The sequence below is a fragment of the Nocardia sp. NPDC060255 genome (assembly GCF_042727395.1).
In the GTDB taxonomy this organism is placed as follows: domain Bacteria; phylum Actinomycetota; class Actinomycetes; order Mycobacteriales; family Mycobacteriaceae; genus Nocardia.
The window spans coordinates 129,010-155,646 of the sequence record NZ_JBHXAU010000003.1 but is presented as its reverse complement, the minus strand read 5'-3'; the positions used below and the strand labels follow the sequence as shown (position 1 = coordinate 155,646).

Annotated in this window: 21 protein-coding genes; 7 read left to right on the top strand and 14 right to left on the bottom strand. The window is 67.1% G+C overall.

Annotated features, from left to right (window positions below):
- Nucleotides 1-4 precede the first annotated feature (4 nt).
- Both ACFWF1_RS08970 and ACFWF1_RS08965 read right to left on the bottom strand, forming a co-directional pair.
- Nucleotides 5-1,834 (bottom strand): amino acid adenylation domain-containing protein, encoded by a 1,830-nt coding sequence (locus ACFWF1_RS08970; protein ID WP_379284623.1) that lies wholly within the window; start codon nucleotides 1,832-1,834, stop codon nucleotides 5-7.
- A 41-nt stretch (nucleotides 1,835-1,875) separates the two neighbouring features.
- On the bottom strand, nucleotides 1,876-3,063 hold the full coding sequence (locus ACFWF1_RS08965; protein ID WP_379284622.1) for a cytochrome P450: 1,188 nt from the start codon (nucleotides 3,061-3,063) through the stop codon (nucleotides 1,876-1,878).
- A 199-nt stretch (nucleotides 3,064-3,262) separates the two neighbouring features.
- Between ACFWF1_RS08965 and ACFWF1_RS08960 the strand changes: the two genes are divergently transcribed.
- From ACFWF1_RS08960 to ACFWF1_RS08945, 4 genes are read left to right on the top strand one after another with little or no spacing between them, the layout of a single operon-like run.
- On the top strand, nucleotides 3,263-4,531 hold the full coding sequence (locus ACFWF1_RS08960) for an MFS transporter (protein ID WP_379284621.1): 1,269 nt from the start codon (nucleotides 3,263-3,265) through the stop codon (nucleotides 4,529-4,531).
- A 14-nt stretch (nucleotides 4,532-4,545) separates the two neighbouring features.
- Nucleotides 4,546-5,289 (top strand): thioesterase II family protein, encoded by a 744-nt coding sequence (locus ACFWF1_RS08955; protein WP_379284620.1) that lies wholly within the window; start codon nucleotides 4,546-4,548, stop codon nucleotides 5,287-5,289.
- Between the two features lie 13 nt (nucleotides 5,290-5,302).
- Nucleotides 5,303-7,078 (top strand): amino acid adenylation domain-containing protein, encoded by a 1,776-nt coding sequence (locus ACFWF1_RS08950; protein ID WP_379284619.1) that lies wholly within the window; start codon nucleotides 5,303-5,305, stop codon nucleotides 7,076-7,078.
- Nucleotides 7,075-8,334 (top strand): cytochrome P450, encoded by a 1,260-nt coding sequence (locus ACFWF1_RS08945; protein ID WP_379284618.1) that lies wholly within the window; start codon nucleotides 7,075-7,077, stop codon nucleotides 8,332-8,334. Before ACFWF1_RS08950 ends, ACFWF1_RS08945 begins: the two co-directional genes overlap by 4 nt.
- Here ACFWF1_RS08945 and ACFWF1_RS08940 read toward each other — a convergent pair.
- From ACFWF1_RS08940 to ACFWF1_RS08920, 5 genes are read right to left on the bottom strand one after another with little or no spacing between them, the layout of a single operon-like run.
- Nucleotides 8,321-9,580, bottom strand: coding sequence for an acetyl-CoA carboxylase biotin carboxylase subunit family protein (locus tag ACFWF1_RS08940; protein WP_379284617.1), 1,260 nt, complete (start codon nucleotides 9,578-9,580; stop codon nucleotides 8,321-8,323). The two genes, ACFWF1_RS08945 and ACFWF1_RS08940, sit on opposite strands and share 14 nt — an antisense overlap.
- A 2-nt stretch (nucleotides 9,581-9,582) precedes the next feature.
- Nucleotides 9,583-11,136, bottom strand: a complete 1,554-nt coding sequence (locus ACFWF1_RS08935; protein ID WP_379284616.1) for a condensation domain-containing protein — start codon at nucleotides 11,134-11,136, stop codon at nucleotides 9,583-9,585.
- Nucleotides 11,137-11,147: 11 nt separating this feature from the next.
- Nucleotides 11,148-11,795, bottom strand: coding sequence for an FMN-binding negative transcriptional regulator (locus ACFWF1_RS08930; RefSeq protein ID WP_379284615.1), 648 nt, complete (start codon nucleotides 11,793-11,795; stop codon nucleotides 11,148-11,150).
- Complete coding sequence (locus tag ACFWF1_RS08925; protein WP_379284863.1) at nucleotides 11,792-13,060, bottom strand: lysine N(6)-hydroxylase/L-ornithine N(5)-oxygenase family protein; 1,269 nt, start codon at nucleotides 13,058-13,060, stop codon at nucleotides 11,792-11,794. Before ACFWF1_RS08925 ends, ACFWF1_RS08930 begins: the two co-directional genes overlap by 4 nt.
- Before the next feature lie 20 nt (nucleotides 13,061-13,080).
- Entirely contained in the window at nucleotides 13,081-14,574 is a 1,494-nt protein-coding gene (locus tag ACFWF1_RS08920) for a condensation domain-containing protein (protein ID WP_379284614.1), read from the bottom strand.
- Between the two features lie 174 nt (nucleotides 14,575-14,748).
- Between ACFWF1_RS08920 and ACFWF1_RS08915 the strand changes: the two genes are divergently transcribed.
- Both ACFWF1_RS08915 and ACFWF1_RS08910 read left to right on the top strand, forming a co-directional pair.
- Nucleotides 14,749-14,976 carry an MbtH family protein gene (locus ACFWF1_RS08915; protein WP_379284613.1) on the top strand — a complete coding sequence of 76 codons (228 nt, stop codon included), beginning with the start codon at nucleotides 14,749-14,751 and terminating at the stop codon, nucleotides 14,974-14,976.
- Nucleotides 14,973-16,799: an amino acid adenylation domain-containing protein gene (locus ACFWF1_RS08910; protein WP_379322165.1), complete on the top strand. Its 1,827-nt coding sequence runs from the start codon at nucleotides 14,973-14,975 to the stop codon at nucleotides 16,797-16,799. The genes ACFWF1_RS08915 and ACFWF1_RS08910 overlap by 4 nt, the downstream gene beginning before the upstream one ends.
- Here the strand turns inward: ACFWF1_RS08910 and ACFWF1_RS08905 are convergent.
- From ACFWF1_RS08905 to ACFWF1_RS08875, 7 genes are all read right to left on the bottom strand, one after another.
- On the bottom strand, nucleotides 16,781-16,912 hold the full coding sequence (locus ACFWF1_RS08905) for a hypothetical protein (protein ID WP_379284612.1): 132 nt from the start codon (nucleotides 16,910-16,912) through the stop codon (nucleotides 16,781-16,783). The two genes, ACFWF1_RS08910 and ACFWF1_RS08905, sit on opposite strands and share 19 nt — an antisense overlap.
- 26 nt (nucleotides 16,913-16,938) lie before the next feature.
- Nucleotides 16,939-18,774 carry a carbamoyltransferase gene (locus tag ACFWF1_RS08900; RefSeq protein WP_379284611.1) on the bottom strand — a complete coding sequence of 612 codons (1,836 nt, stop codon included), beginning with the start codon at nucleotides 18,772-18,774 and terminating at the stop codon, nucleotides 16,939-16,941.
- The gene (locus ACFWF1_RS08895; RefSeq protein WP_379284610.1) at nucleotides 18,774-20,825 is read right to left on the bottom strand and encodes an iron-containing redox enzyme family protein; all 2,052 of its coding nucleotides are present in this window, start codon (nucleotides 20,823-20,825) and stop codon (nucleotides 18,774-18,776) included. Before ACFWF1_RS08895 ends, ACFWF1_RS08900 begins: the two co-directional genes overlap by 1 nt.
- A gap of 197 nt (nucleotides 20,826-21,022) precedes the next feature.
- Nucleotides 21,023-21,799: a hypothetical protein gene (locus ACFWF1_RS08890; RefSeq protein ID WP_379284609.1), complete on the bottom strand. Its 777-nt coding sequence runs from the start codon at nucleotides 21,797-21,799 to the stop codon at nucleotides 21,023-21,025.
- Nucleotides 21,800-22,102: 303 nt separating this feature from the next.
- Entirely contained in the window at nucleotides 22,103-22,645 is a 543-nt protein-coding gene (locus ACFWF1_RS08885) for an LmbU family transcriptional regulator (protein ID WP_379284608.1), read from the bottom strand.
- 692 nt (nucleotides 22,646-23,337) lie between these two features.
- Entirely contained in the window at nucleotides 23,338-24,297 is a 960-nt protein-coding gene (locus tag ACFWF1_RS08880; protein ID WP_379284607.1) for an isopenicillin N synthase family dioxygenase, read from the bottom strand.
- A 6-nt stretch (nucleotides 24,298-24,303) separates the two neighbouring features.
- A complete protein-coding gene (locus tag ACFWF1_RS08875) occupies nucleotides 24,304-24,786 on the bottom strand; it encodes a nucleoside deaminase (protein WP_379284606.1) in 483 nt (160 codons plus the stop codon).
- A gap of 84 nt (nucleotides 24,787-24,870) precedes the next feature.
- Here ACFWF1_RS08875 and ACFWF1_RS08870 point away from each other — a divergent pair, with 84 nt between their 5' ends.
- Nucleotides 24,871-26,406, top strand: a complete 1,536-nt coding sequence (locus ACFWF1_RS08870; RefSeq protein WP_379284605.1) for a PucR family transcriptional regulator — start codon at nucleotides 24,871-24,873, stop codon at nucleotides 26,404-26,406.
- Nucleotides 26,407-26,637: the final 231 nt, after the last annotated feature.

The following is a 26,637-nucleotide window of genomic DNA, read 5'->3' as shown; positions in this document are numbered from 1 at the left end:
GCCGCTATCCCTGCTCCGCCATGGCCCGGCGCAGCTCGACCGCGAGCGCTTCGACGGTCGGCCGCTGGAACAGCGAACTGAGCGGCAGTTCGACCCGCAGTGTCTCCCTGATCTGATACACCACCCGCGTCACCAGCAGCGAATGGCCGCCGAGCCAGAAGAAGTTGTGCCGCACACCGACCCGGTCCATGCCGAGCGCCTCCGCCCAGATGCCCGCAATGGCCGACTCGAGTTCGTCCCGGGGCGCGACGAACTCCGGTTCGACGGCCTCAGGCCGCGGCAGCCGGGCCCGGTCCACCTTGCCGGTTCCGGTGAGCGGCAACCGATCGATGGGCACGATGGCCTGCGGCACCATGTGAGCGGGCAGGTGCGCGGCCAAGTAGTCGCGCAGCGGCTCGGTGTGCAGTACTTCCCCGGGAGGCAGGGGTGCGGGGACCACGTACGCCGCCAGCAGCGGCTCGCCCCCCGCATCAGGCTCGGGGCGCACCAGGGTGACCGCGGCCTTGGCCACCTCGTCCCGTTCGGCCAGCCGCGCCTCGATCTCACCGGGCTCGATTCGGTAGCCCCGCAGCTTGATCTGGAAGTCGGCCCGGCCGAGAAACTCGAGCATGCCGCCGGCTCGCCACCTGCCGAGATCCCCGGTGCGGTACAGCCGAGCGCCCGGAATCCGACCGAACGGATCAGGGATGAAGGACTCCGCAGTGAGCGCCCCGCGGCCGGAGTAGCCCCAGGCGAGAGGGCCGCCGCCGACGTAGATCTCGCCGGACACGTTCTTGGGCACCGGGTTCAGATCAAGGTCGAGGACATAGAGCCGAGCCAGCGGTAGGGGCCGACCGAGTACCGGGTGATCCGGCCAACTCGCCGCGGGGGCCGACAGACGCGGTGCGTTGACGACGTTGACCTCGGTGGAGCCGTAGTGGTCATCGAACACCGCTTCGGGGAGCCGATCGCACATCAGCCGAATCTCGGGAGTAATCGCCAGCCGGTCACCCGTGGTAATCAGCTCGCGCAGGCTCGCGACGTCCTCCGGATGCGCGACCGCGTGCCGCGCCAGCTGCTGCATGGCCACCACGGGGAGCAGGATCTTGGTGATCCGATGTTCCCGGATCAGCCTGGCTATCGCCGTGATGTCGTACCGATCGCGTTCGGTGGCGATCACCACGCAGCCGCCGGACCACCACGCCGACAGCAGCTCCAGGGCGGCGACGTCGGCCGTGATGGGAAAGTATTGGAGGGCACGCGGCCCCTCTGCATACTGCGTGCGACTCCAGTCGAGGAGGCGGACCTGCGGCCCGTGCTGCATCGCGATGCCCTTGGGCTTGCCGGTCGAGCCCGAGGTGTAGATCACGTAGAGCAGGTCGTCGTTCCCGGTTTCGGACGGGACAGGCTGCGCGGGAAAGGATTCCATGCTGTCGTCGGTGAACAGCACCGGTACGGTCCCGGCGAGCTCGGTTTCGGCGGGCAGCACCGACCGGTCCGCCAGCAATAGCATCGCCGCGGAATCGACGAGCGCCGCGCGGATCCGGTCGACCGGATACTCCGGCTCCAGCGGCAGGTACGCCGCGCCGGCTTTGATCACCGCCGACACCGCGACAGCCAACCCGACATCCCGGCGCAGGCACAGGCCGACGACGGCGCCCGGGCCCACCCCGCGCCCGCGCAGCGCCCACGCCATCCGATTGGCCATCCGGTCGAGCTCGAGGTAGGTCAGGCTGGTCTCACCTGCGATCACGCAGAGATCATCCGGGGCCTTCGCCACCCAGTCGTCGAATCCGCCGAGCACGCCTCGGTGGTGTCCGGTCGGGATCGCACTGTCTTCCACTACCTGCCGCACAGGTCCTCCAGTTTCTCGCTGTTCGCTCTACCCGTCTCGCCTCATCGACCGACGATCACCTCGAGCTCGCGCGGCCCGCGCAGCATCGGTCCGTACGCCCAGACCACGTCCGCCGGCGCGCCGACCAGTCGGAGGTCGGGCAGCCTGCGGAAGAGGGCGTCCAGGGCCACTGCGCCTTCGAGGCGGGCGAGGTGCGCGCCGAGGCATAAATGCGCGCCGTGCCCGAAGGCAAGGTTCGACTGGATGGTCCGATCGAGGGCGAAGCGCTCGGGATCGCCGAACCGCTGCGGATCACGGTTCGCAGCGGCCAGCGAAATCAGCACGGCGTCCCCCTTTGCCACCGCGACCTCGCCGATCTGCATGTCCGCCAACGCATATCGGTAGACGCTGGCCTGGATCGGCGAGTCGTAGCGCAGCACCTCGTTCACCGTGTCCGCCCAGCCCACCCGCGCTGCCATCAGGTCGGCCAGCTGTTCGGGGTGCTCGAGCAGACGGAACACGGCACAACCCAGGAACTGCACCGTGGTCACATGCCCGGCTCCGAGCAAGGCGAGCAGCATGGTGCGTAACTCTCGCCGGTCACGCAGTCGGCCGGACCGCAGATGGTCCAACAGCGCGGTGGTGATGTCGTCGCCGGGATGGCCCCGCTTGTACTCGGCGATGTGGTCGACGTAGTCGATCAGCTCGTCGATACAGCTGGAGTCGGGTGGCTTGGCCAACCCGGCCCGGTAGAACAAATCGAAGCACCGGGCGGGGTCCTTTCGCTCGGACTCCGGTACGCCGAGCACCTCGTGGATGATCGCCACCGGAACAGGAAGGGCATATTCCGCAACGAGATCCGCTGTTGCTCGATCGGCGAACCGGTCGACCGCGGCCTGGCACAACCGCTCCATCATTGGCCGGAATCGCTCGGCGGCGATCGGGCTGAAGGCGTTGGAAACCAGCTTGCGCAGTCGAGTGTGCTCCGGTCGATCCAGGTCGAGCAGGCCGCGCGCGGTGGTGGTACTGCGTTCCTCCCCGAGTTGCTCGGCGTGCCCCATAGGCCTGCGTTTGTCGTTGCTGAGCCGCGAATCGGCAAGACAGGCCCGGGCAAGTTCGTACGAGGTGACGAACCAGGTCCGGCCAGCGCCATGCGGACTGTACACAGCGCTCACCGGAGCCTGCTTGCGCAACCATGCGTAATTCGGATAGGGATCTGGATCGCCACGCCGGATTTGTCCGGAGATCATTCAATCCCCTTTCCATGAATTCGAACGGCGACAAGTGCGCGCTGTCCCGCCGGCGGGACGGCGTGTGGACATTTCGGATGTTACGGAATGGACTCCGGTCGAGGAAAGGTTTGCCGCCTTCCGACGCAAACACCAAGGGGGACAAGCGAAGTAGGCGATATTCGTTGACAAGCTCGATTGCGCCGTGTTTCAGTTGAGCATGGTCTTTCGGCGACGGCCGCCCGCTAGTCGACCCAGTCGCTTCGCCCCGTTTCGGCACGGCAGATTCGGGCTGTTTTTCGCCACCTATTCGATATCGTTGTTCGGTACCTCGATGGCCGCCGTCGCATTGTCTTTCGGTGTACTGGAGAACAATGGTTCGGCGGCTGACCTCGGGTACGTAAACGCGGCACGAATCGTGCCCATGGTGTTATTCCTGCTCGGCGGTGGAGTGGTCGGCGACTGGCTCCCGCGCCGCTGGGTGATGCTCACCGCCGACTGCATCAGAACGGTGAGTCAGGCATCGATCGCCCTGCTGTTCGCCCTCGGCCACGCACCGCTGTGGGCATTGCTGCTGCTGGCCGCGACCGGCGGGCTGAGCGAGGCGTTCTTCAATCCCGCGCTGAGCGGCATGATCCCGACCCTCGCCCCGAAAGACCAACTCCAGGAGGCCAACGCGCTACTGAGCCTGTCCCGCTCCGCCACCAACGTGGCCGGTCCCGCCCTGGCGGGGGTCCTGGTCGCCGTCGTGGGAGCGCAGACCGTGTTGGCCATCGACGCCGCGAGCTACGCGGTCAGCGTCGTCGGCCTGCTCCTACTACGGCTGCCGACACCCGCGCTCCGCCCGCGCCCGTCGATGATCACGCAATTGCGGGAGGGCTGGACGATCTTCCGCTCGCGCACCTGGCTGTGGATCGTCACCGTGCAGTTCTCCCTGTTCAACCTCATCGTGTGGGCCCCCTATTTGATCCTCGGCCCGGTAACGGCGTATCGGAGCTACGGCGGAGCCTCGGCGTGGGGCGCGATAATGGCCGGATACGGAGCCGGCTCCATCCTCGGCGGCCTTGCACTGCTCGGGCGCCGTCCGGCACGGCCGCTGCTCGTCGCGGTCGCAGCCACCTTCCTGTGGGCGGCGCCCTCGGCGTGCCTGCTGCTCGGCACGCCGGTGGCTGTGGTCGTGGTCGGGGCGGCCTGCGCAGGCACAGCGAGCGCGGTTTTCAACACATTGTGGTCGACGACCATGCAGCAGCAGATTCCCGCCGAGGCACTGTCGCGGATCAGCTCGTATGTGTCGCTGGGGGCATATGCGGCGGGCCCGCTCGGATTCGCTATCGCGGGTCCGATCGCGCAGCTGGTCGGCACCGCGCCCGTGCTCGCGGTCGGCGTGGGGTGGCAGCTGGTCGCCAGCGCTGTGGTCCTCGCTCTGCCTGCGATCCGCGCCGTCCGCCAACCGGCGAAGCTCGGCGAGAGTGCCGCGGTGGGAGTCTGAATGGGGGACAGCCGATGTTGACAGCACAGGGTGCCCAATCTGCCCGGTATCTGCTGCGCAAACCGTCCGAGGACGCGCGGGCGCGCATCTTCTGCTTCCCCTACTCGGGAGTGGGCGCCTCGATGTTCAACCAGTGGCCGCGTTGGATAGATGAGGTGGAGATCTGTCCGGTACAGCTGCCTGCGCGGGAGAATCGCATCCGCGAACCGCATTTCGGCACGTTCCAGGCGCTCGCCGCGGAACTGGCCCCGGCCCTCGCGCCGCATCTCGACCGGCCGTTCGCCTTCTTCGGACACTGCGCGGGAGCGCTGCCCGCGTTCGAGACCGTGCGCCGCCTCGCGGACCTCGGGGCGCCCGCCCCGCGCCGTCTCGTGATGTCCGCACAGGTCGCTCCACACGACTGCCCGCATGATCGCTTCCTCGAACTCAGCGACGCGGAGCTCACCGATGAGCTGGCGCGGTTGACGATCGCCAGGGGCGGCCGGCCGCATCCCACGCTCATCGAACTCACGCTGGCCGTACTGCGCCAGGATCTCGCGGCGAACAGGGCCTACCACCTGGACCGCCCGACATCCTTGGCGGTCGGCATCACCGTTCTGCATTGGCGACAGGACACCGAGGTCACGCCGGCCGAGCTCGCGGGCTGGCGGCACTACTCGCCGGATGTTCGCTTCGTGGCACTCGACGGTGGCCATTACGGATTTCTCTCGGCTCCACCACCGCTGATGAGCGAACTTGCTCGTGCAGCGGGCTCCTAGACAGGTGAAAGGCATGGCGGCGCAGACGATTTGCACGGCATTCGGCCGATATGGCGCGACGTCTCCCGACGCGGTGGCGGTGTCCGATGCCGAAGGCGAGCTGACGTACGCGCAACTCGCGGCCCGAGCCAACCAGTTGGCCAGACAGCTGCGCCGAGTCGGCGTCACTCCTGGCGCCATCGTGGGCATCTGGGCGGAACGTTCGGCCGCCACCGTCGTGATGGTGCTGGCCGTGCTCAAGGCCGGGGCTGCCTATCTCGCGCTGGACCAGCGGCAGCCGGCCGAGTACAGGGAACTGATCCTGCGCGACGCCGCCGTCAGGGTCGTGCTGACGCAGGAGCAGCTGGCCGCTGACCTGCCTGAGACGGTACAGAAGATCTGTGTCGACCGGGATTGGCCTGCGATCTCTCGTCATCCGGCAACCCCGCTGGACGTGGTCGACACCCCGGATGCCCTTGCGTATGTCGCCTACACCTCCGGCTCCACCGGCCGTCCGAAGGGGGTGTGTGTGCCGCACCGGGCAGTGCTGCGCTTGGTAGTGGACTCCGACATGCTCGCTGTCCGGGCCGATGATGTCTTCCTCCAGTTCGCGCCGATCGCCTTCGACGCGTCGACACTGGAGATCTGGGGGCCACTGCTCAACGGGGCTCGCCTGGTGGTCGCGCCGCCGGGGGACCAGTCACCCGGCGCGCTGGCGAAACTGGTTCGCCGCGAGCGTGTCACGATCCTCTGGTTGACCGCAGGGCTGTTCCACCAGCTCGCGGATACCGACCTCGACGAGCTGCGCGGGCTGCGCTATCTGCTGGCCGGTGGGGATGTGCTGTCACCGCCGCGGGTCAACCGCGCGGTCCTCGCGTTACCTCGGACCATCCTGATCAACGGCTACGGCCCCACCGAGAACACGACATTCACCTGTTGCATGCCGGTCACCGAGACGGTGGGCAAGGACACCGTGCCGATCGGGCGGGCGATCCGGGGCACCGGGGTGTACCTGCTCGACGAGCAGCTGGGCCTGGTGACCCCCGGTGCCGTTGGCGAGATATACGCGACCGGGGACGGACTGGCCCACGGATATCTGAACAGCCCGGGCTGCACCGCCACGCGATTCGTGCCGAATCCCTTCGCGGACACCGACAGCGCACGCATGTACCGCACCGGAGACCTGGCGCGGGAAGACCCCGCAGGTGACCTGGTCTTCCTCGGCCGCGCCGATAGCCAGGTCAAGATCCGTGGCTTCCGAGTGGAGCTGGGCGAGGTGGAGGCGCTGATCGCCGGACTCCCCAGCGTCGCCCGGGTTGCCGTGGTGGCGCAGCGACACTCACCGGGTGGTGTCCGTCTGATCGCCCATGTGGTCGGCTCCACCGCGGCGATCTCCGCGTTGGCGATCCGACAACAGTTGGCACGGTTGTTGCCCTCCTATGCGGTGCCTGCGCTGGTGCGGGTCGTCGACATCCTGCCGTTGACCTCCAGCGGCAAGGTGGACCGGTCCGCGCTGGAGAATGTGCCCGTCGAGACGCGGCCGGAGGTACATGCCGACTATCGTGTCGCCGAATTTCCGCTGGAGCAGGAGGTGATCGACATGTGGACCGATCATCTCGGCATCGTCGGCATCGGCGCGGACGACGACTTCTTCGAACTCGGCGGGCATTCGCTGCTGGCCGTGTCGGTCCTGGAGGAGCTGCGCGCGACTTTTGCGGTGGAGATCTCCCCGCTGTCGTTTTACCTCGATCCCAGCCCGGCCGGATTGGCGCGAGCCCTGCACAAGGCGACGATCGAGGCCGCGTCGTGAAGATCGCCGCCGGGGTGGAGCACGACCCGGTGGACCTGGATACGGTCGATCTCTTCGACGCGGAGTTCTATGCGACCGGCGATCCACATCGGGTCTGGGCTCAGATGCGCGCCCACGCCCCGCTACATCGGCAGGTGCTCGCGGATGGCCGGGCCTTCTGGTCGGTCACTCGATATTCCGACGCCTGCCGGGTGCTCGGAGACCATCGAGAGTTCACCTCGGAACGCGGCAGCCTGCTGAACCAGCTCGGCCACGGCGATGCGGCGGCGGGCAAGATGCTGGTTGCCACCGACCCCCCTCGGCACGGCGAGCTACGTCGTCCGCTGCACCGGATGTTCACAGGTAGGGCGCTCGCCGGTTCGATCGAGCGGATTCGGGACGCGGTGCGGGCGGTGTTGGCCGCGGCGGGCGACGGCGGGGCATGGGATCTTGCCCAGCATGCCGCGATGCTGCCCATGGCGGTGGCGGCCGGGCTCATGGATCTGCCCGAATCGGACTGGGCACAGCTGGTCCGCTTGACCGGAATGGCCGCTGCCCCAGAGGATCCCGCGTTTCGGGTGGGCAGCAGCGGGGCGACTCTTGCCATCGCGCACCACGAGCTGTTCGAGTACTTCTCCCGGTGTCATCGGGACCGGGCGGGAACGGCGGGGAGCGACCTGATCCGTCATCTCATGACCATGTCCGTCGCGGGGGAGGCACTGACCCGCGAGGAGGTCGTGTTCAACTGCTACAGCCTGTTGCTCGGCGCGAACGCGACGACACCGCACACCGTCTCCGGCACGGTACTCGCGCTGATGGAACACGGTGACCAGTACCGAGCCGCCGCCGACCCGTCGTTGATTCGGTCCCTGGTCGAAGAGGGGCTGCGTTGGACATCGCCGGCGAACAGTTTCCTGCGGCACACGACATCCAGGGTCCGACTCGGTGACGGTTGGGTCGACGAGGGTGCGGCGGTTGTTGTCTGGATCGGCTCGGCCAATCGAGACGAGAACGTCTTCCACGATCCGTACCGCTTCGACATCACCCGCGCGGACAATCGGCACATCGCGTTCGGCCACGGGCCGCATTACTGCCTCGGGGCGGCCCTGGCCCGGCTGACGCTCCGGGTGTTCTTCGAGGAGGCCATCGGGTTGTTCGAGGAAATCGACATGTCCGGCCCGCCAATCCATCTGCGGTCCAACTTCATCGCCGGGCTCACCAGTCTCCCCGTCCGAACCACGCGGCGGAGCGCGGCGGGCTCGTTCACCGCCGGGTGAGCGTGAACTGCTCCCCGTCCGCCCCCACGAAGTCGAAGGACAGCTCCGACAGCGCACTCGCGAGGATCTCGAACATTGCGCGATGGTCCTCGGCCACTCCGTAGAGCTGGCCGATCTGCCGTGTTCCGACCCCGCCGGGAACCAGGTCGCCGGGACGTACCGCCGCGCGGTACGTCGTGATCCCGGCCACCTCCCGGAGGTTCTCGACCCCGTGCGCCGCCACCATCCGGCACGGCCGGATCGGCGTCAAGAACATGTACTGGAAGTAGACCTTGTCCGGCTGGGCCGGTGCGATTCGGACCGGCTCGCCCAACGCGGCAAGTCCGCAGACCCGAACCAGGTCGGCGGCCCTGGAACGCAGGGCCAGATCTTGGATGTTGCCGCCGAGGCGCCCGTTGACCTCGATGATGCGGGGTTCGGCCGTGGTGAGCTTGACTTCCGTGTGAGCCATGCCGATCCGCATATCGAGCGCGGCGAGCGCCCGGGTGACCAGGTCGACCACCTGGGCCTGCTCGGCGGCAGGCAGCGCGGCGGGCCAGAACTGCCCACACTCGCGAAACGGTGGCTCTAGCGGGAACTTGCCGGTCAACGCGACGTGCACGGGCCCATGCGGCCCGCAGAAACTCTCCACGGAAACGTAGTCACCATAGGGATGACCAGGCCTGCCTTGGAGATACTCCTCCACCACCCACCCACGCCGAGAGCTCAGCCGATCGGAAAGCTCGGCGAGCACCCGTCGGGCCGCGGCGGCGTCCGGTAGGAAATGGGTGTCCTCGCTGCCTCCGCCCCAAGCCGGCTTGACTACCGCGGGCATGCCGACCCGCGCCAAGGCGGGCCACCAGTCCGACTCCTTATCGATCCGTGCGGACCGTACCGAATCCACTCCCGCCGAACGCAACCGCGCCCGCTGTGCGAACTTGTCGGTGAGCAACCACGTTGTCTCCGGCTGGTGGAAAGGGAGGCCGAGCTCGGCCGCCACACCGGAGGCGAAGCGCAGCATGGGCTCGCTGAAGGTCACCACTGCGCGAGGTGCGAATGCGCGGATCGCGGCGGCATCGGTGGCGATGTCACCGGTCACCGGCACGCATCGACCGAACTCGGCAAGCACCGGACGAACTTCTCGGGTGTGCTCGGAGTCGGCGACCAGGAACACCAGCTCGGCCACGTCTCCCAGGCTCGCCGCGATCTCGGTGGCCGAGGCCGCGCCCAGGTCGTACGCCACGGCAAGCACCTGCCCGCGCGGCATACTCACTCCGCCTCGACGGCCAGGTCCAGACCCTCGTCCAGTAGCGCTGTGAGCACGTCGATCCGCTCGTAGGCCACCATCGTCGGATCGAACGCGATCTGCACCCCGGTACCGAATTCCGGCGCGTCCACGACGAAGTTCACCAGCAGCGGAAAACTGGCCCTGTCGTAGGCCCACCAGCCGTCGACCCGGACTCGACGAAGGTCGGCCAACTCTCGGTAGACGTGGAAATGGGTGAAGTTGAACGACACGTCGAAGGCCGGTCGGCCCAGCGTGTGCTCGATCCGCGCGAGTGGGTAGCGCCGGTGCGGCATGGCGTGCTGCTCGGCCGCCAGGGCCTGCGCGGCGAGTTCGCGGAGGGGACCGGTGACCGAGCGCAGCCGCAGTGGCACTGTATTCAGGAAGAGACCGACCAGCAGATCGGAGCCCTCGATCTCCGGACGCCCGTTGACGACGAGTCCGGTCACCACGTCGTGTGCCCGCCCCACCCAGCGTCCGAGCGCCCAGCCATGCACCGCGAGCAGCAGGCTCTTCAACGGAACCCCGGCTGCCGCGGCGGCCCGCCGCAGAGCCGCGGCTCGTCCGGGATGGAGCGGCAGCGCGCGCTCGGCCGAGGGGTCGGCCGAGCCGGCGAAACGGGGGCGCGCAAACAGCAGCGGGCGCGCATCAGCCTGCTCCTGCCAAAATCGCGCTGAATCCGCCGACTCGGCGGCAGCATGTTCGAGGGCGCGGAACTCGCGGTGGCCCGCCGACGGGGCCGGTGCCAGCCGGGCGGGTCGGCCGGCCAGTTCCGCGTCGTAGAGGCTCAGCAGGTCGACGAGCAGTCGGGCGAAACTCCATCCGTCGATGATCGAATGGTGAATCCCGATGGTCAGCCGGAACCAGTCGGGGCCGGCGACCACGTGGCATCGGAACAGTGGCGCACTCGCCCAGTCGAATCCCTCGGCCAGGCGGCGGGACCGCCAGTGCGCGACCAGGTCGTCCGCGTCGCGCTCCGCCGCACTGGATTCGACAGTGAGTGGATCGTCGATGTCGAACCAGATGAGCTGCGCGGCCGAATCATAGGAGGCGAGGTCGAAGGAGCTGCGCAGCGCGGCGTGTCTGCGGCACACACCGTGCAGCGCCGAGCGGAACAGCGGCTCAACGAAGTCGGCGGCCACGCGGATCCCGAGGAAATCGTGATACAGGCCGGGATTGTCGGCGGCCATCTCGCACAGATAGATGAGTCCGGACTGCAGTGCGCTGGCCTGCCAGCGGTCCGCGACGCCCGCGGGCAGGTCGATCGGTGCTGCGCTGTCCGGCCCGGCAAGCGGCTCGTCGGCCACGGACTCGGCCGCCGCCGCTAACACTCCGGCCAGCTCGCCCACGGTCGGCTGGAGCAGCAGATCCGCCAGCCCGATGTCCAGGCCGTGCTCCTGGGCCGCGGCCACCACCCGCAGCGCGATGATCGAGTCCCCGCCCTTGGTGTAGAAGTTGTCCTCGAGTTCGATGTCGTCGTCCACGAACGCCCGCAGGACGAGCAGCAGGGTCTTTTCCACCTCGGTCACGTCCGGCACTGCGCGTTCTCCTATCCCGCCCGGCGGATGTACTCGGCCAGCGCCTGGTGCACCGCGCACTGACTGGCGGCGAAGGACGCCGCGACCCGGTTCCGCACCTGGGGCTGCTGTTCCTGGCTGAGCTTGAACATCCCGTCCACCGTGTGCACGGTGAACTGGAAGGCGCCGACGCCGGGGAGTAGGCGCCCGAAGTATCGGAGAGATTCGGTCATATCCCACCCGGAGCCGAGGTCATGCTCGAACGTGGTCACCGTCTGCCGCACGATTTCGAGCGTCCGCTCGGCATCCTCGATCGGATCGAGGGTTCCCCGGATATGCACCGAGGTGAAATCCCAAGTCGGCGCGGCCGGTGTGGTCTGGTACACGGTCGGCGACACGTAGCCGTTCGGCCCCTGAAAAACCAGCAGCGCCGACTGTTGCGCACGCAGGGTCCGCCAATGCGGGTTACCCCGGTTCAGGTGACCGAGCAGCCGCGCCCCGACGAGTCCGGCGGGGTCGTCGGTGTCCACCGGTCCGGTGGGGTCGACAATGATCGGCACGTGTGTGGCCAGCGGCCACGGCTCCCCGTTGGTCACCAGGCAGGCCAGTGCGTGCTGGCGGATCAGCTGGGCCGTCCAGGAGGGGTCCGTTCGGCGATACTCCTTGGGTACGAACATCATCCGGCCGCTCTGTCCGGCTCCGCGGCCCGCAGGACCGAGGCGAGGATATCGCCGGCTCGACCGGCCAGGTTGGACAGCAGCAGTGAGGAGATCCCGTGCGTGTGCTCGGTGTCGCCCTGGAGGTAGATCCCACACTGCACGTCCGTTCCGCTGATCACGCGGTAATCGCGTTCCACCCGCAGCCGTCCTCTGCTGTCTCGTTTGGCCAGTTCCGCTGCCGCCCCGAGGATCTGGATCGGATCGGCAGGCCGGTATCCGGTCGCGTATACCAACTGATCGAGTTCCAGAGTGCGGATATCGCCATCCGCAAGGGACCGGACGGCCGCGCGTAACCCGTCCCCCCGCTCGTCGATGTCGGCCACCGTAGACAGCGGATGGATGTGCAACCGCCGCCGCCCGGTCACCGACTCCCGATACACCCGTGCGTACAGGTCCTCGATGAGCGCGATGTCCACCACCGAGTAGTTGGTGTTGGCGTGATAGTCGAAGAGTTTTTCCTGCACCGAGGGTGGCGCATGGAAGAAGTGGTCGACGGCGTCCGGATCGAATATCCGGTTGGCGAACGGTGTGTCGTCGGCGGGGCTGTAGCCGTAGCGAGAAAAGATCGCGTGCACCTCGGCCATCGGATAGGCGCGATGCAGATAGGCGGTCACCTCGGCGGCGCTCTGGCCCGCACCGATCACGCCGAAACGCAACGGCCGGTCTGTCGGCAGATCGGAGGTGCGGCTGAGCAGTTCGGCGCTGTGCCACACCTTGGTCGACACGGTCACCCCGGCGGGGAGTTTCGGAACCAGTCCGGGAGCGACCACCACGTGGCGGGTTCGCCGGGTGATCACGGCCGAGCCGACCCTGCCCACGACGTCGAGCCAGGCGACCGTACCGTTTTCCAGCACCGGCCGGACGTCGACCACCTCGGTGGCGTAATCGACCCGATCGGCGAGCCGGTGGGCGGCCCACTCCAGATAGTCGTGGTATTCCACCCTGGTGGGGTACAACGTCTTGTGATTGACGAAGTCGACCAGACGGCCGCGTTCCCCGAGATAGGCCAGGAAGCTGAACGTACTGGTCGGATTCCGCAGGGTCGCCAGGTCTTTGAGGAAGCTGACCTGCATCGTCGCATCGTCGATCAACATGTCCTCGTGCCAGCCGAATCGGCGCCTGCGCTCCAAGAAGCGCGTCGACAACCGTTTGCCGCCCGCCCCGTGGTGCTCCTCGAGCGCGACGGCCAGGGCCAGGTTGGCCGGACCGAATCCGATGCCGACCAGATCATCCGATGCCGTACTCGTCATGAGGCCGCTCCCCAAGTGTCGAGTATGCGGCTCAGTTCGGCCGGTTCGAGGATGGGAATCCGCGCGAGACGAAGTCCGGGATCGTGGGCCACCGCGGTCAGCAGACTTTGGTAGTGCCCCACCAACTCCTGCGCCGTGGTGGAGTCGAAAAGGTCTGTCGCGTACAGCAATCGACCGGACAGGGTCCCCGCCGCCGTCTCGACCAGATGCAATTCCAGATCGAAGCGGGTGCGCGCGCATCCGGTCGGGAACGGTTCCACCTGACAGCCGGGCAGAAGCAGGCCGGGACCCGCGGCGGCACCGCCCGCCGATCCGGTCAGATCGAACCACACCTGGAACACCGGATTGTGGCTGAGATCCCGTGGTGGCGCGAGTTCGACCACGATCTCCTCGAACGGCAGGTCCTGGTGCTCATGCGCCTCGAGCATGGCCTCGCGCGTCGCGTCGACCATCGCGGTGAACGGCGGATTCGCCGACAGGTCGACGAGGATCGGCAGCGAATTGGCGAAAAAACCCAGCACACCCTCGAATTCGAGCCTGCTGCGCCCGTTGAATCCACAGCCGACCACCACCGGCTCCTCGGCCCCACGGTACCTGGCGAGCAGGCCCTGGAAGCCGGCGAGCGCGACCGTGAACAGCGTGGTGCCGCGCTCTCGCGCGAGCCGGCCTAGGCAGGCTACGGCCTCGGCCGGCAGCGAGACCGCCACCTCGCCGGCCCGATACGACGGCTGAGCGGGTCGTGACCGATCCGCAGGCAGCTCGAGGAAAACCGGTGCCGACATCAGCCGCTCCCGCCAGTACCGGCGATGGGCGGCGAAACCATTCGCCTCGGACCGGCGAATCTGCCACAGTGCGAAATCGGTGTACTGGGCCGGTATTTCGCCCAGTTCCGGCGCCCTGCCCTGTTCGCGCTCGGCGTAGGCCTGGCCGAGCTCGTCGACCAGTATCGCCAGCGACTCGTGATCGAAGATCAGGTGGTGTGCACCGATCCCGAAGACGTGATCACGCTCGCCCAGCCGGGCCAGCCACGCACGGAACAGGGGGTCATCGGTGAGCGAGTACGGCGTGTCCGCCACCCGTGCCGCCAACGTCACGGTGCTGCCGATCGGATCGGGTTCGCTGGACATATCGTGCAGTGCCAGAACTTTCTCCGCTTGCCGCGCCACCACCTGGAACGGCTCTCCGTCGACCATCTCGAACCGGGTGCGCAATGCCTCGTGCCGGCGAACCATGTCCTGGACCGCCGCGCCGAGCGCGTCGTGGTCGAGCGGGCCGCGGATTCGATAGGCCGCATCGACGTTGTAGGCCAGAATATCCGGGGCCATCTGGCTGATGAACCAGAGCCTGCGTTGGACGAGTGAAATCGGAATACGGTCGGGCTTCTTTTCTTCCCGCGCGGCCGAGGACTTTCGGCCTGGACGACCGGAGAGACGTAACTCGAGAAGTCTTCGACCCTCGGCAGAAAGGGATGGTGGATATTCTTGCGCCACTGCGAAATTCTTTCGTTGACGGCTGTGCGCTGAACGAATTTCCACGTTACCGACGTCCGGGGATGTTGGCAATGAGTTCACACCGCTCTCGACGGCGCGCGAATCAGATCGCTATGCTCCTCCAACGGAGGGAGTTCCGACACTATTCTATTGAAATTCGTGGAGGCATACGCAATGACTTCCGAAGAGACCGACGCCCTTTCCGCTCAGCGTTATCGCGTCGTCGTCAATCATGAGGAGCAGTACTCGATCTGGCCGAGTGACCGGGAGATCCCACTCGGCTGGCGCGCCGCCGGGACGACCGGGAGCAAGGAGGAATGCCTGAGTTATATCGACCAGGTGTGGACAGATATCACGCCACTCAGCGTCCGCACGAGACTGGCCGAGACGAACACGAAATGACCGACAGGCTCGCCGATGCCGGGGTGGTGCTGTCCCGCTGGCGGGACAGCACCACCCCGGCCCGTTTCCGCGCGGCTGCGGTCCGCTTCGCCGATCAGGTCGCGGTTCGCGACGACACACGCGCGCTGACCTATGCCGAACTGGCGCGCCGGGTGGGGTGCGCGGCGAACGCCTTGCGCCACCGGGGAATCGGGCGGGGCGACCTGGTCGCGCTCTACGCAACCCGCTCGGCCGATCTGGTCGTCGCCGTGCTCGGGGTCATGGCCGCCGGCGGCGCCCCCGCTCCGTTGGACGTGAGCCAGGCGGGTTCGAGCGCCAGGGACGCCCGCACGGAGCTCCGTCCGAAGCTGACACTGGCGGACCGGGACGCCCTTTCCGTCGTGCCGGCGGCGACCCCACTCGCCGATCTGGTCGACTCCGCAGGCGAACCAGCCGAGCACACCACGCCGAACGCGCGGGATCTGGCTTATGTGCTGCACACCTCCGGCTCTACCGGCCGCCCCCGGCCGGTCTACGTCCCCCACGGTGCACTGGCCAACCGCATCGCCTGGGCGCAAGCGACCTATCCGCTCGGCCCGGGCGACGCCATCCTGCACGCGGGCTCGATGATCTATGACTTCTCCTTCTGGGATGTCCTCGCGCCGCTGTGCACCGGAGCGGCCGTGGTCATCGCGCCCGAAGGAATCGAAGCCGAGCCGACGGCACTGGCCGACTTCATCGTTCGTCAGCAGGTGACGGCCGCCCATTTCATCCCGACCCTGCTTGCCGAATTCCTGGCAGGCACCGATGGTGCCGCACTGCGTGGCCTGCGTCTGGTCTTCTGCGGCGGCGAAGCCCTGTCCATCGACCTCGCGCGGCGGCTGCGGGCGGCGACCTCGGGGCGGATCTTCAACCAGTACGGCCCCACGGAGGCCTGCATAGACGTGCTGGCCTGGGAGTTGTGCGACGAGGACCTCGCGAGGGAGTCCGTCCCGGTGGGCAAGCCCCTCTCGGGGGTCACCGCCTGTCTGCTCGATGCCGCCGCCAGACCGGTCTCGCCCGGCCAACCGGGCGTGCTTTATGTCGGCGGCGAATGCCTGGCCTGGGGGTACGGCAATATGGGTGCCGCGACGGCCGCCGCGTTCGTTCCCGATCCGACCGGCCGGGACCGCGGTGCACGCCTGTACCGCACCGGCGACTTGATGCGCATGCGGCCCGATGGGGTATTCGAGTTCATCGGCCGAGCCGATAGCCAGGTGAAGATCCGCGGGGTGCGGGTGGAGCCCGGCGAGGTGGAGACGGCCCTGCAGACCCATCCTCAGGTACGACAGGCCGCGGTGGTACCGATGACCGGCCGCCACGGCACGGTGACCCTCACCGCGCACGTCGTCGGCGCCGACGGCCCCGTGGATCCGAGTGAGCTGCGCAGATTCCTTGCCGAGCGGCTGCCCGCCGCCGCACTGCCCAGTGCCTACCGGCACCATCGGAGCCTGCCGAAACTGGCAAGCGGCAAGGTCGACCGTTCGGAACTTGTCGGCCTCCCCGGCGAGTCGGGCAGGCCCGGTGAAGAGGAGAACAACGAGCCGCAGACCCCGACGCAGGCTCGGCTGGTCGCGCTCTGGGCCGAGGTGCTCGGGGTGCGGACCTGCGGTCGTTCCGCCGATTTCTTCGAGCTCGGCGGGCATTCCTTGCACGCGTTGCGCCTCATCGCCCGAGTGCGCAGGCAATTCGGGATTCGGATACCGGCACGCGCCCTGTTCGATGCCCCGACACCGGAGAGTTTCGGCGCACTACTCGATGCGGAGGTCTCCGCCCGGCAATCGGATCAGACCATCCGCCAATAGCTGAAGGCTTGTCGGTCCCATCGGCGGTGCAGCGGATCGCGAATCAGGCGCAAGAGCAATCCCAGCGGCGTGACCAGAAGAAAGTAGATCGGCGCGAGCAGCGGTGTGCGCATCATGACTCCAGGGGTCGAATTCGGGCTCAGTCCGCGGGAATGGCGTCGCGCCATCTGCCCGCCTCCTGCCACTTCGGCTGGTCTGTCTTGTCCAGCAGGAAATTACCGATTGCCAACATATCGATACCGGTACGCATGAAGCAGGTGTAGGCATCCCGCGGGGAGTGCACGATCGGCTCCCCGCGAACGTTGAACGAGGTGTTCACCAGCACCGGGCAACCGGTGGCCTTCTCGAATGCCGACAGCAACCGGTGGTAGCGGGGATTGCTGTGCTCGGCGACCGTCTGCACCCTTGCCGAGTAGTCGACATGGGTGACGGCGGGGATGCTCGACCGGCACACCCGCAACAGGTCCAGTCCCGTTTGCCGGTCCTGTCCATCGACCTGTCGCCGCTGGCTGTCGGCCACGTCGGCCACCACCAGCATGTACGGACTCTCGCCGCGCAGGCCGAAGTATTCCGGCGCCCGCTCGGCAAGCACCGACGGAGCGAACGGGCGGAAGGACTCCCGGAACTTGATCTTGAGGTTCATCGTGGACTGCATCGCCGGATCGCGCGGATCACCGAGAATCGACCGTGCGCCCAGCGCGCGAGGTCCGAATTCCATTCTGCCCTGGAACCATCCGACGACTTTGCCCACGGCGAGCGCGCCGACCACCCTCTCGATCAGATCGTCCTGATCCAGTCGGCGGTACACCGCTGCGACACTGTCGAGATAGGACCGGATCTGCTCATCGCGGAAACTCGGCCCGAGCAAGGCGCCGGCCATCGCGTCCGTACCTTGCGCCACATGGGCCCGGCCAGCGCCCCGGTCCATGGCCAGGGCGAGCGCCGCCCCGACCGCGCCGCCCGCGTCACCAGCCGCAGGCTGAATCCACAGCTCGTCCACCAGGCCCTCGCCGAGTATTTTGCCGTTCGCCACGCAATTCAGCGCGACACCGCCGGCGAGGCAGAGCTTCCGCTCTCCGGTCAGTCGCAATGCGGTGCCGACCAGTCGGCGCAGCACGTCCTCGGTGACCTGCTGCACCGAGGCGGCCAGATCGAATTCCCGTTCGGTGAGCGTGCCTTCCGGCTCCCGTCGCGGCCCGCCGAACAGCTGCTCGAATCCGCGACCGGTCATGACCTGCCCGCGCGGGAACGCGAAGTACTTCATGTTCAGCCGGAAGGATCCGTCCGGCTTCACATCGATGAGCCGCTCGCGGATCAGCCGCGCATACTTCGGCGTCCCGTATGGGGCGAGCCCCATCAGCTTGTACTCGCCCGAATCCACTTTGAAGCCACAGAAATACGTGAAGGCCGAGTACAGCAGGCCGAGCGAGTGCGGGTACCGCAGCTCGCACAGTTGCCGCAGCGTGGTGCCCCGACCGTGCCAGATCGTGGTGGTCGCCCATTCGCCCACCCCGTCGACGCAGAGCACGGCCGCGCTGGAGTACGGGCTGGGGTAGAACGCGGAGGCCGCATGGGATTCGTGATGCCTACGGGAAACGACGGGCGGCACTTCGCCCTGCCCCAACCCCGCGAGCTCGTTGCGTACCGTCCGCTCCATCGTTGCCTTCCAGGACAGCCATTGCGGCAGGGTGTCGCGGAAGGAGGCGAAGCCGGTCGGTGCCGCGCCCAGATAGTTCGCCAGCACGCGCCGAAACTTCAGCGCCGAATCCTCGTAGAAGGCGACCCGCGCCACGTCACCCGGCGAAAGCCCTGCCTCCCGCAGGCAGTATCGCGCCGCGTCGATCGGGAAGGCCGGATCATGCCGGATTCGGCTGAACCGCTCCTGCTGCGCGGCGGCAACCAATCGGCCGTCCTGGACGAGGGCTGCCGCGCTGTCGTGATAGAACGCCGACACCCCGAGAATAACTTCGGACATCACTGCGCCCTTTCCGAGGTTGCCGTGCTGCGACGCGTTTCCCTGCGACCGGCGAGCCGTGCCCGCCAGCCGCTCGGTGGGTTCAGCGACCGATAGCCGGCGCGGATCCGGTCCCATACCAGCTGTCGGTCCGGGGAGCCCGGCGAGCCGGTAGCCGAGGCCAGGTATGCGCCGATCGCGTCCGCCGCCCAGGCGGCGTGTCCGGTAGCCACATTGTCGATCGTGTTGTGGACGTCCACGAATTTCGTGCTGAAACCGTTGGCCGCCAGCGAGATATGAGCCCTGCGATAGCTGCCACCGACCCCCGACAGCTCCATCGCGAGATTCAGGCCTAACACCTCAGGCAGGAAGGTGCGCGGAAAGCGGCCGATGCACAACCAGTACACCGGCAACGCGAAGGACTGCTCCCGGAATCCCGGCCACCTGGCGAATTCCAGGGAGGCCGTCGGCGGCAGCGTCACCCCCATCTCCAGGAGCAGTTCGCGATAGATCAGGGGATGATTCAGCCCGGCCTCGCCATTGCCCAGTTCGTCCCAGTAGGTGTCGAACAGCGAGAACCCGATTTCCGAGCAGGCTTGCCGGTAGTCGGTGAACCCCTGCAACCACGTCCCGTCGATCAGCGTCAGCGGGGCCAACTGCACCGTGGAATCGATCAACTCCCGGCGGGTCTGCACGTCGCCGCCTGCATTGTCCTCGAACTCCTTCGCGTGGCGGTCGTGCTGCTCCGCCAGCCAGGGGCGCAGCCCGGCCGCAGGACACGTGGCAGGCAGGGGCGTGTCGTCCCGGTCTATGCCGTATCGCGCACGGCCGAGCCAGCCCCGTGCGTAAGTCAGGGCGTAGCGCCGTGCTGCAGGGGTATGTTCGCGCACCTGCAGCCGGTGGTATGCCTCCCGCAGGTCCGCAGGAGCACTGTCGGCTGCGGGGGCGGACTCTGCGAGGGATGGATGGAACGGCGAGGGGCTCGCCGGCAGTGCCGGGGTCTGGCTCGTCGGCGACCTGGCCGGTAGCGAGTCGATCCAGCGCCTGATCACGGCGAGATCGGCGGGGTCGAAGATCCGGAACATCGGGCCGTGCTCGCTGACCAATCCCGTGACCAAGGGGCTCGCCGATGAGCGCCCCGGCCGGACCACAGGGCTCCCGGCCAGGGCGTCCAACAGCGGCCACGGGTCTGATCGGCATTCGGTCAGCCAGTGGGCCAACGTCTTTCCGGCGATCCGATACTTCCCGTGATATATCGCGCCTTGGCTGCCCCGCAGCCGCAACAGCTCGGCCATCTCGAAGGCCGGATCGCGGGCGGCCGCCACTTCCGCGTAGAGCTCCGCATGCGAAGCTCGCAATGTCGCCAGCGCCCACCGAAACCCTGCGATCAGTCGTTGTGCGACATCCGAGGGCTGGGCGACCAAGAAGGCGGCCACCGCCGCTCGGCACACGTCTACTGCGGCGGCCTCTCCCGTAACCCGGGCCGCACCGAAGTCGATCGAATGCCAGTCCACCGCCGACGGCATGACCTCGGCGACCGGGGCAAGCGCGGGCAGCAGCCCCACCACCCGTAGACACAGATCGGCGCCGAGGATCTCCGGGCGGAACTCATCGGGACGACGGCTCATCGCGAGCAGCACAGCCGGCAGGGCGAACGCCTGGTCGGCGATCCGCTGCTCGAGCGCGATCATGGTGGTCGGCGCCGCGCGCCCGGCCAAACGCAGTCGATCCAGCAACGCCAAGTACGCGCTGCCCCGCGAGGCGCGTGGTCGTCCGACGCCGACATCGGCGGCATACACGGCCAATACGCGCATTACAGCCGGATCGTCGGCATTGCCGGGTGCACTGAACCACTGCAGCCACGCCCCGGACACCAGACCCAACGGCGCGCACCCGAGCACCGCTCTGCGCACCAGGACGTCGGCCTCCGCCGCGGTGGCCGCCCGCGTCAACGCCACAAAGCGGGCGGCCTCGGCCGCCGACCATTGCGCTGCCTGCCGTTCGCACTCCGTCAATCGGCCCGGCTCGTCCCCGGCCGAACGCCGGATCTCGGCACGAATCTCGGCTGTCAACGCGCTCCCGGGAAGCACGCACTCCGGATCCAGGAACTGTCGATACGCCGATCGGGCATCATGATGGGGCACCGTGCCTCCCCGTCAGAACATCGGGTAGACGGAGTTGTCACGCGGCGGCTTAGGCTTACGCCGAAACACTTTGTCGATGAACTGCTTCAACCATGTCACGGGGAACAACCTTTCTCCTCCGCGGATCAGCGGAGACCGAGCCGATCGGCCAGCAAAGCGGCAACGATGTCATATCCGTTGTCGGTGAAATGCGCTCGGTCCACGAACAACCATTCGTCGGAGGCCACGGACTCACCGAGCACGGTGTTCATATCGAGAAACGGAACGGATATCTTCTCGCAGCCGGCTCGAAGCGTGTCCGCGTACGATCGGCCCACGTCCCGCGGCGTGACGTCCCCGAAGGTGGAGCCGAAATCGAATTTGGCGTCCAGCTCGTCGAACAGCAGCTGCTCCTGATGCGCCGGGCGCTCACGCACCCAGGGCGCCAGCGGTTGCAGGACGAACGATAATCGCGCTCCCAGCCCAGCGGCGAGCACCCGCCAGGCGTCGAGGTGCCGAACGGTCAATTCGGCGGCGACAGCGATCTGGTCGGCGGCCGAGGGCGCAGCGTCGCCGTCCGGCTCGATCAGTTCCGGACGGGGGCGCTTGCGCAATTCCTCGGTTTTCGCGAAGTACGAATTGCACAGGTAGAACGCGCCGTGGTCACCCCGCTTCGCCTCCGGCAGCCTGGCCAACCCGAGGTTGTTGAAGCCGGAGAAGACGATGATCTCCTCGACCTCCGGTATCAGGTGGCGGTAGAGCAGGAACAGCAATAGTTCCTGCGCAGAATTATGGCTTCGCCCACCGAAATTCAGCCACGGCCGAGAAGGGGCGTGCCGCGACCACAGCCGTGAGGGCAGGGTCGCTTCGTCGCCGGTCGCACCGACACCGAAAACTACAGAGCTGCCGACTACCAATCGCACTGGCCCGCTCGGCACGCCCGCGCCCGGCGCGGACCGCGTACCGGCACCGTGGGAGTAACGAAATCCGTAACGGTCCGTATTCGCGATATCAGATCGATGGTCCGCAGGATGGAAATACATCAGATAAGGGAGCCATCGAACATCGCCGTTCTCGTACAACTTCTCGGTGTACTCGACCATTTGAGGCGTTAGGGCGGCGCGCTGAGATTGCACGGAGGAAACCTCCTGAATTCATGCTGAAATACTGCTCAGGGTGACGTTATCAAATCGGACTCGCCGGTGTCCCGCCGGCGAGACACCGGCTCAGTAGTCGAGAACTTCTGCCGCGGCACCGTCCAGGTGTGCCAGCACCCAATCCGCCAGGGGGCGCGTCTCCCGCTCGGCCGCGTCCATCCAGCGGGACAGCTGTTCCTTACTGACGGAGATCCCGCCGAGCACCTTGGCAGGAGACGGGAGGGGCCCTTTACCTTCTCCGCCACGGAGATAACCGCGCAGTTGATTCCTCGACCAGCCGAAGCGCTCGGCTCGCTCGAGCCAGAATTCCTGTTTCTCCGGGGGCAACGCGGCGACCTCCGCATGGTGCTGGAAGCTGAGGTTCGGCTTCCTGCGCTCCAGCGGGAACCGCCGGACGACCCACGCATAATTGCGCAGCGTCTGATAATCCAGCTTGACCTCGTTGATGGCTTTTCGATATCTGCCCTCGAACCTGTCTTCGCCGTATACGAGCCAGTCCCCGAGACACCATGCCGACGAATTGTGTGCGTCGGCCAGGCGAATTCCGGCATGTTCCCAGGTGCTGTACGAGAGAGGACTTCGTATCCGGAGCCCGACCCGAGTCACGTGCACGGTCGACTCCGGAACTGAAACAGAGCGGTCAATAGGAGCGGTAGCCTTACTTTCCCCCATAGCATCCTCAAGCTTTTCTGGAATAGGATTGAGTTTTCCGCAAGCGAGTTACTCGAAATTGCCCAAGAGTCCCCCTCGGTAATTCAAAACACTCAGCCGACTATTCGGAATTCGAGACCAGCTGGTACTGTATGGAAGCTTATCATGCGGTCGTTTTGCTGGGCGAGCTCTTGGGTCGAGCCAATTGGCCCCCTATATCTTCGGGCTTGCTAAAGCGCGGATCGCTACTACTGGCAGAAATGTGGCTTCGACTATGTATCCACGTCGAATAAGACATAACAGACTAAACGCCGGTCCCGCAGCGTCGCGAACTGCGGTTATAGCTGAATAGAATTTCCGGGCAATCGGTTCGGGGTGAGCGAGTACCGACGCGACAGCGTGGAAGTCGCACAACTCGTGGGTGCGCATATGTTGCCGCCTACGGCGGTCCAGCGGCGGATCACGGCGATGATCTCGGTCGATACTCGGCTGAGATGTCGGGGATAGGGCGTGCAGGTCCACAGATATTCATCAGGTAACCGTTCCGCAGCTGGGACAGGCCAGGTAGGGGTGCGGATTGTCGCGGTTTTGATGCGGCGCACCTGAATCGCATGCGATTACAGGTGCGGGAAATCGGCAGGGTGCGGCTGTGGTCAGCCGATGGTGATGGCGTCGAGGCGGGTGCGGAGGAAGTCGGCGGAGATGACCGGGGGTAGGCCGCTCACCTGTCCGATCGGTGGTTCGAGGGGGGTGACGACGGCGTCGTGGTCGAGTTCGTAGAAGTAGATCAGCGAGACCAAGTCTTCCTCTGGCGCTTCCGCTTGCGGTGGGAGCACCCGGTGCCGGCCGGACGGCCAGCGCTCGCCGCTCCAATAGGCAAGCAGGTCACCGATATTCACCGTCAGGGCGGTGGGGTCGTACGGGGCGTCGGCCCAGCCCTCGGCCTCGGTGAATATCTGTAGTCCGCCCGCGCCGGGCTCGCGGTCGAGCACGGTGACGGTGCCGAAATCGGTGTGTGGGCCAATGCGGAACTGGCCGGGCTCCGGAGTGCCGACGGCGGTCAGCGGTGGGTAGTGGTTGATGTTGCAGGTCCAGGTGGGGCGGGCGGCCAAATCCTGAAATGGGTTGGTGGGTAGGTGAAGTGCGGCCGCGAACAGGGCGAGTAGTTCGTCGGACAGGGTGTGTACGGCGTCGGTGTAGGCGATCGCCAGTTCGCGTAGCTCGATCACCTCGTCCGGCCAGACATTGGGCAGGAACCAGGCGTCGTCGATCTGTCGATCACCGGTCGCGGTGTCCGCGCCGACGGCGAAGGTCTCCTTCAGATCGGGCGGCGTCTCGGTGCCCTCCGCGTAGCCGTTGGCCTCCTTGCCCGGGCCGATCCACCCGCGGCCCCCGACCGTGACGGCGTACTTCTCCTTCACCGAGTCGGGTAGTGCGAAGAACCGCCGCGCCGCCGCGCGCACCTGACCGGCCAGTCCTTCCGGCACACCGTGGCCATGGACGAGTAGAAACCCGGCGCGACGCAACCCCTCGTCCACCTCGCGCTCGACCTCAGCGGCCCCGGCGCCACCGGCACGCCACTTGGCCAGATCGATCGAAGCGATCGCGTTCATGTCGACTCACTCTCTGCTGGAGGTGTTCACTTCGTCTGCGACCCCGATGTCTTCATTCCAGAGTGCGGGTTGCTCGGTGATGAACTTGGTCATCATCTCGACGCAACGATCGTCCTCCAACACGGTCACCGCGACGCCGTGCTCGGCCAGCCAGTCGTGGCCGCCGTAGAAGGTCTGGGATTCGCCGACGATGACCGAGCCGATGCCGAACTGGCGGACCAGGCCGCTGCAGTACCAGCACGGCGACAGGGTGGTCACCATGATCGTCGGCCCGTAGTCGCGGCGGCGGCCCGCGGCGCGGAAGGCGTCGGTTTCGGCGTGGATGCTGGGATCGCCGGACTGCACGCGCCGATTGTGGCCGCGGCCGAGTAGCGTGCCGTCGGCGGCGAACAGTGCCGCGCCGATCGGGATGCCGCCCTCGGCGAGCCCGAGCTGAGCCTCGTCGTACGCCACCTCGAGCAGTTCTCGTGCCGGTATCGACTGCGTCATCGCTCAAGCCTCCAAGGGAACCACTCTCACCGCAACGTACATATCGTCCGCACGGTCCTGGGCCGTGGATGACAGGATGACCGTATGTTGCCTACCGTGCGCGAATTGCTCGACGATCAGTTCGTCGCGGCCGATCCGCTCGTCTTGGCAGGTCACAGCGCGCTGCGGCGGGCGGTGCGCTGGGTGCATTCGAGCGAGATCTACGAGATCAGCCCGCTGCTGTCCGGTGGTGAACTGCTGCTCACCACCGGGCTCGGGCTGGCCGGGATGGACGCGGGGACGCGGCGGCACTACCTGCGGGAAATCGCCGGTCGCGAGGTCGCCGGGGTGGCCTTCGAGCTCGGCCGCACCTTCGACGCCATCCCGCCGGACATGGTGGCGGAGGCGTCGCGGGATGGGTTGCCATTGATCGCGCTGCGCAGCGTGGTGCCATTCATCGATCTGTGCCGGGCCGCGAACACCGAGATCGTGTCACGGGAGGTGCGTTCGTTGCGGCTGCTCAACGAGTTGGCGCGCGATCTCACCGGGGAGCTGGCGGCGGGCAATGGGCTTGCGCAGCTGCTCGCCCGGATCGGCGAGGTGACCGGTTGCGCGTTGATCGTGACGAGTGGCAACGGGGCGTTGATCGCCGCGCACGGCGTCGACGATGATCGATCAGCTTGGGCGGCAGTCGAATCCGCGGCTGCGTCGGCATCGATCCGGGCCAGGGAGAACACCTGGGGAACGCTCACAGCGGGGCCCGGCTCGTCACTGGATGGCGCTACCCTCGCCACCGTCCTCGATCAATCCGCGCCGAGTCTCGGCCTCGCGCTGGCCAACTCGGGCGCACCGACCGGTCGTCCGCAGCTCGCGGCGACGACATTGCTCGCGGATCTGCTGGACGGCAAGCCGATTCGGCAGGCCGATCTGAAGGTAAGGGCCGCTGGTGCCGGTGTGCCCGCGCTGGTGCGGCGCACCCTGGTGCCGGTCGCGGTCGACGCACCCGACGCCCGCATCGCGACCCGCCTGATCGACACCGCGGCAAAGGAACTCGGCAGACCCGGCCTGGTCGCCGAGGTGCACGCCACGACCTACGGGGTGCTCGCACTGGACGAGGCGACCGCGGACCCGGTCGGCGAGACTGTCCGGCTGCTACGAAACGCCTTCGCCACCAACACCGTCGAAGGCGTAACCCTCGTGGTCGGCGATCCCTGCGAGTTCACCTCCGCCGCGCTCACCGGATCACTGGACGCCACCAGGTCAGCACTACGCCTTGCCACCCGGCACCGCCGCGACTGGCTGGCGGGCAGCCCCATCTCCACCTGCCGCGAACTGGCCACCGAACTCGTCGTCGAATCCCTGGCGCCAGCCGAACGAAACCGCCTGATCGCCACCACCATCGCCCCGCTGATCGCCTGGGACACAACCCATCACAGCAACCTGACCCGCACCCTCGAGGTCTACCTACGCCACGGCGCCAGCCCCACCCGCTGCGCCACCGCCCTGCACATCGGCCGCCAATCCCTTTATCAGCGCCTGGACCGCATCCGCGACCTCCTGGGCTACGACCCCGCCAACCCCGCCCTCACCGGCACCCTCCTGCTGGCTTTGTGCGCCCACCGCCTCACCACCACCGCCTGACACCGCAGTCGCCAGCTGTGGTCCGCCGGACCTACCGCGGTGAGATCCCGCACCGGCTCTCGGGATCTGCACCGATTGGGGGCGTCCGCAGCGGGTGCAGATCCCGAGAGCGGGTGCGGCAGTTGCTTGCTGCGGCCCCTGCCCGATGGAACAGCAAGTCGTGAGGGATTGGCACCCTCAGCTGGCCGAGTAGTGCGGGTCCTGAGGAAGAGTGCGGCTGTTGGTGTTGGC

Coding starts and splice junctions, on each gene's coding strand:
- ACFWF1_RS08905 (WP_379284612.1), bottom strand. CDS start 16,912: ATGCGCACACCGCTGCTCGCGCCGATCTACTTTCTTCTGGTCACGCCG.
- ACFWF1_RS08965 (WP_379284622.1), bottom strand. CDS start 3,063: ATGATCTCCGGACAAATCCGGCGTGGCGATCCAGATCCCTATCCGAAT.
- ACFWF1_RS08940 (WP_379284617.1), bottom strand. CDS start 9,580: ATGCCGCGCGGGCAGGTGCTTGCCGTGGCGTACGACCTGGGCGCGGCC.
- ACFWF1_RS08870 (WP_379284605.1), top strand. CDS start 24,871: ATGTTGCCTACCGTGCGCGAATTGCTCGACGATCAGTTCGTCGCGGCC.
- ACFWF1_RS08880 (WP_379284607.1), bottom strand. CDS start 24,297: ATGAACGCGATCGCTTCGATCGATCTGGCCAAGTGGCGTGCCGGTGGC.
- ACFWF1_RS08910 (WP_379322165.1), top strand. CDS start 14,973: ATGACCGACAGGCTCGCCGATGCCGGGGTGGTGCTGTCCCGCTGGCGG.
- ACFWF1_RS08955 (WP_379284620.1), top strand. CDS start 4,546: ATGTTGACAGCACAGGGTGCCCAATCTGCCCGGTATCTGCTGCGCAAA.
- ACFWF1_RS08875 (WP_379284606.1), bottom strand. CDS start 24,786: ATGACGCAGTCGATACCGGCACGAGAACTGCTCGAGGTGGCGTACGAC.
- ACFWF1_RS08915 (WP_379284613.1), top strand. CDS start 14,749: ATGACTTCCGAAGAGACCGACGCCCTTTCCGCTCAGCGTTATCGCGTC.
- ACFWF1_RS08950 (WP_379284619.1), top strand. CDS start 5,303: ATGGCGGCGCAGACGATTTGCACGGCATTCGGCCGATATGGCGCGACG.
- ACFWF1_RS08930 (WP_379284615.1), bottom strand. CDS start 11,795: ATGATGTTCGTACCCAAGGAGTATCGCCGAACGGACCCCTCCTGGACG.
- ACFWF1_RS08960 (WP_379284621.1), top strand. CDS start 3,263: ATGGTCTTTCGGCGACGGCCGCCCGCTAGTCGACCCAGTCGCTTCGCC.
- ACFWF1_RS08900 (WP_379284611.1), bottom strand. CDS start 18,774: ATGTCCGAAGTTATTCTCGGGGTGTCGGCGTTCTATCACGACAGCGCG.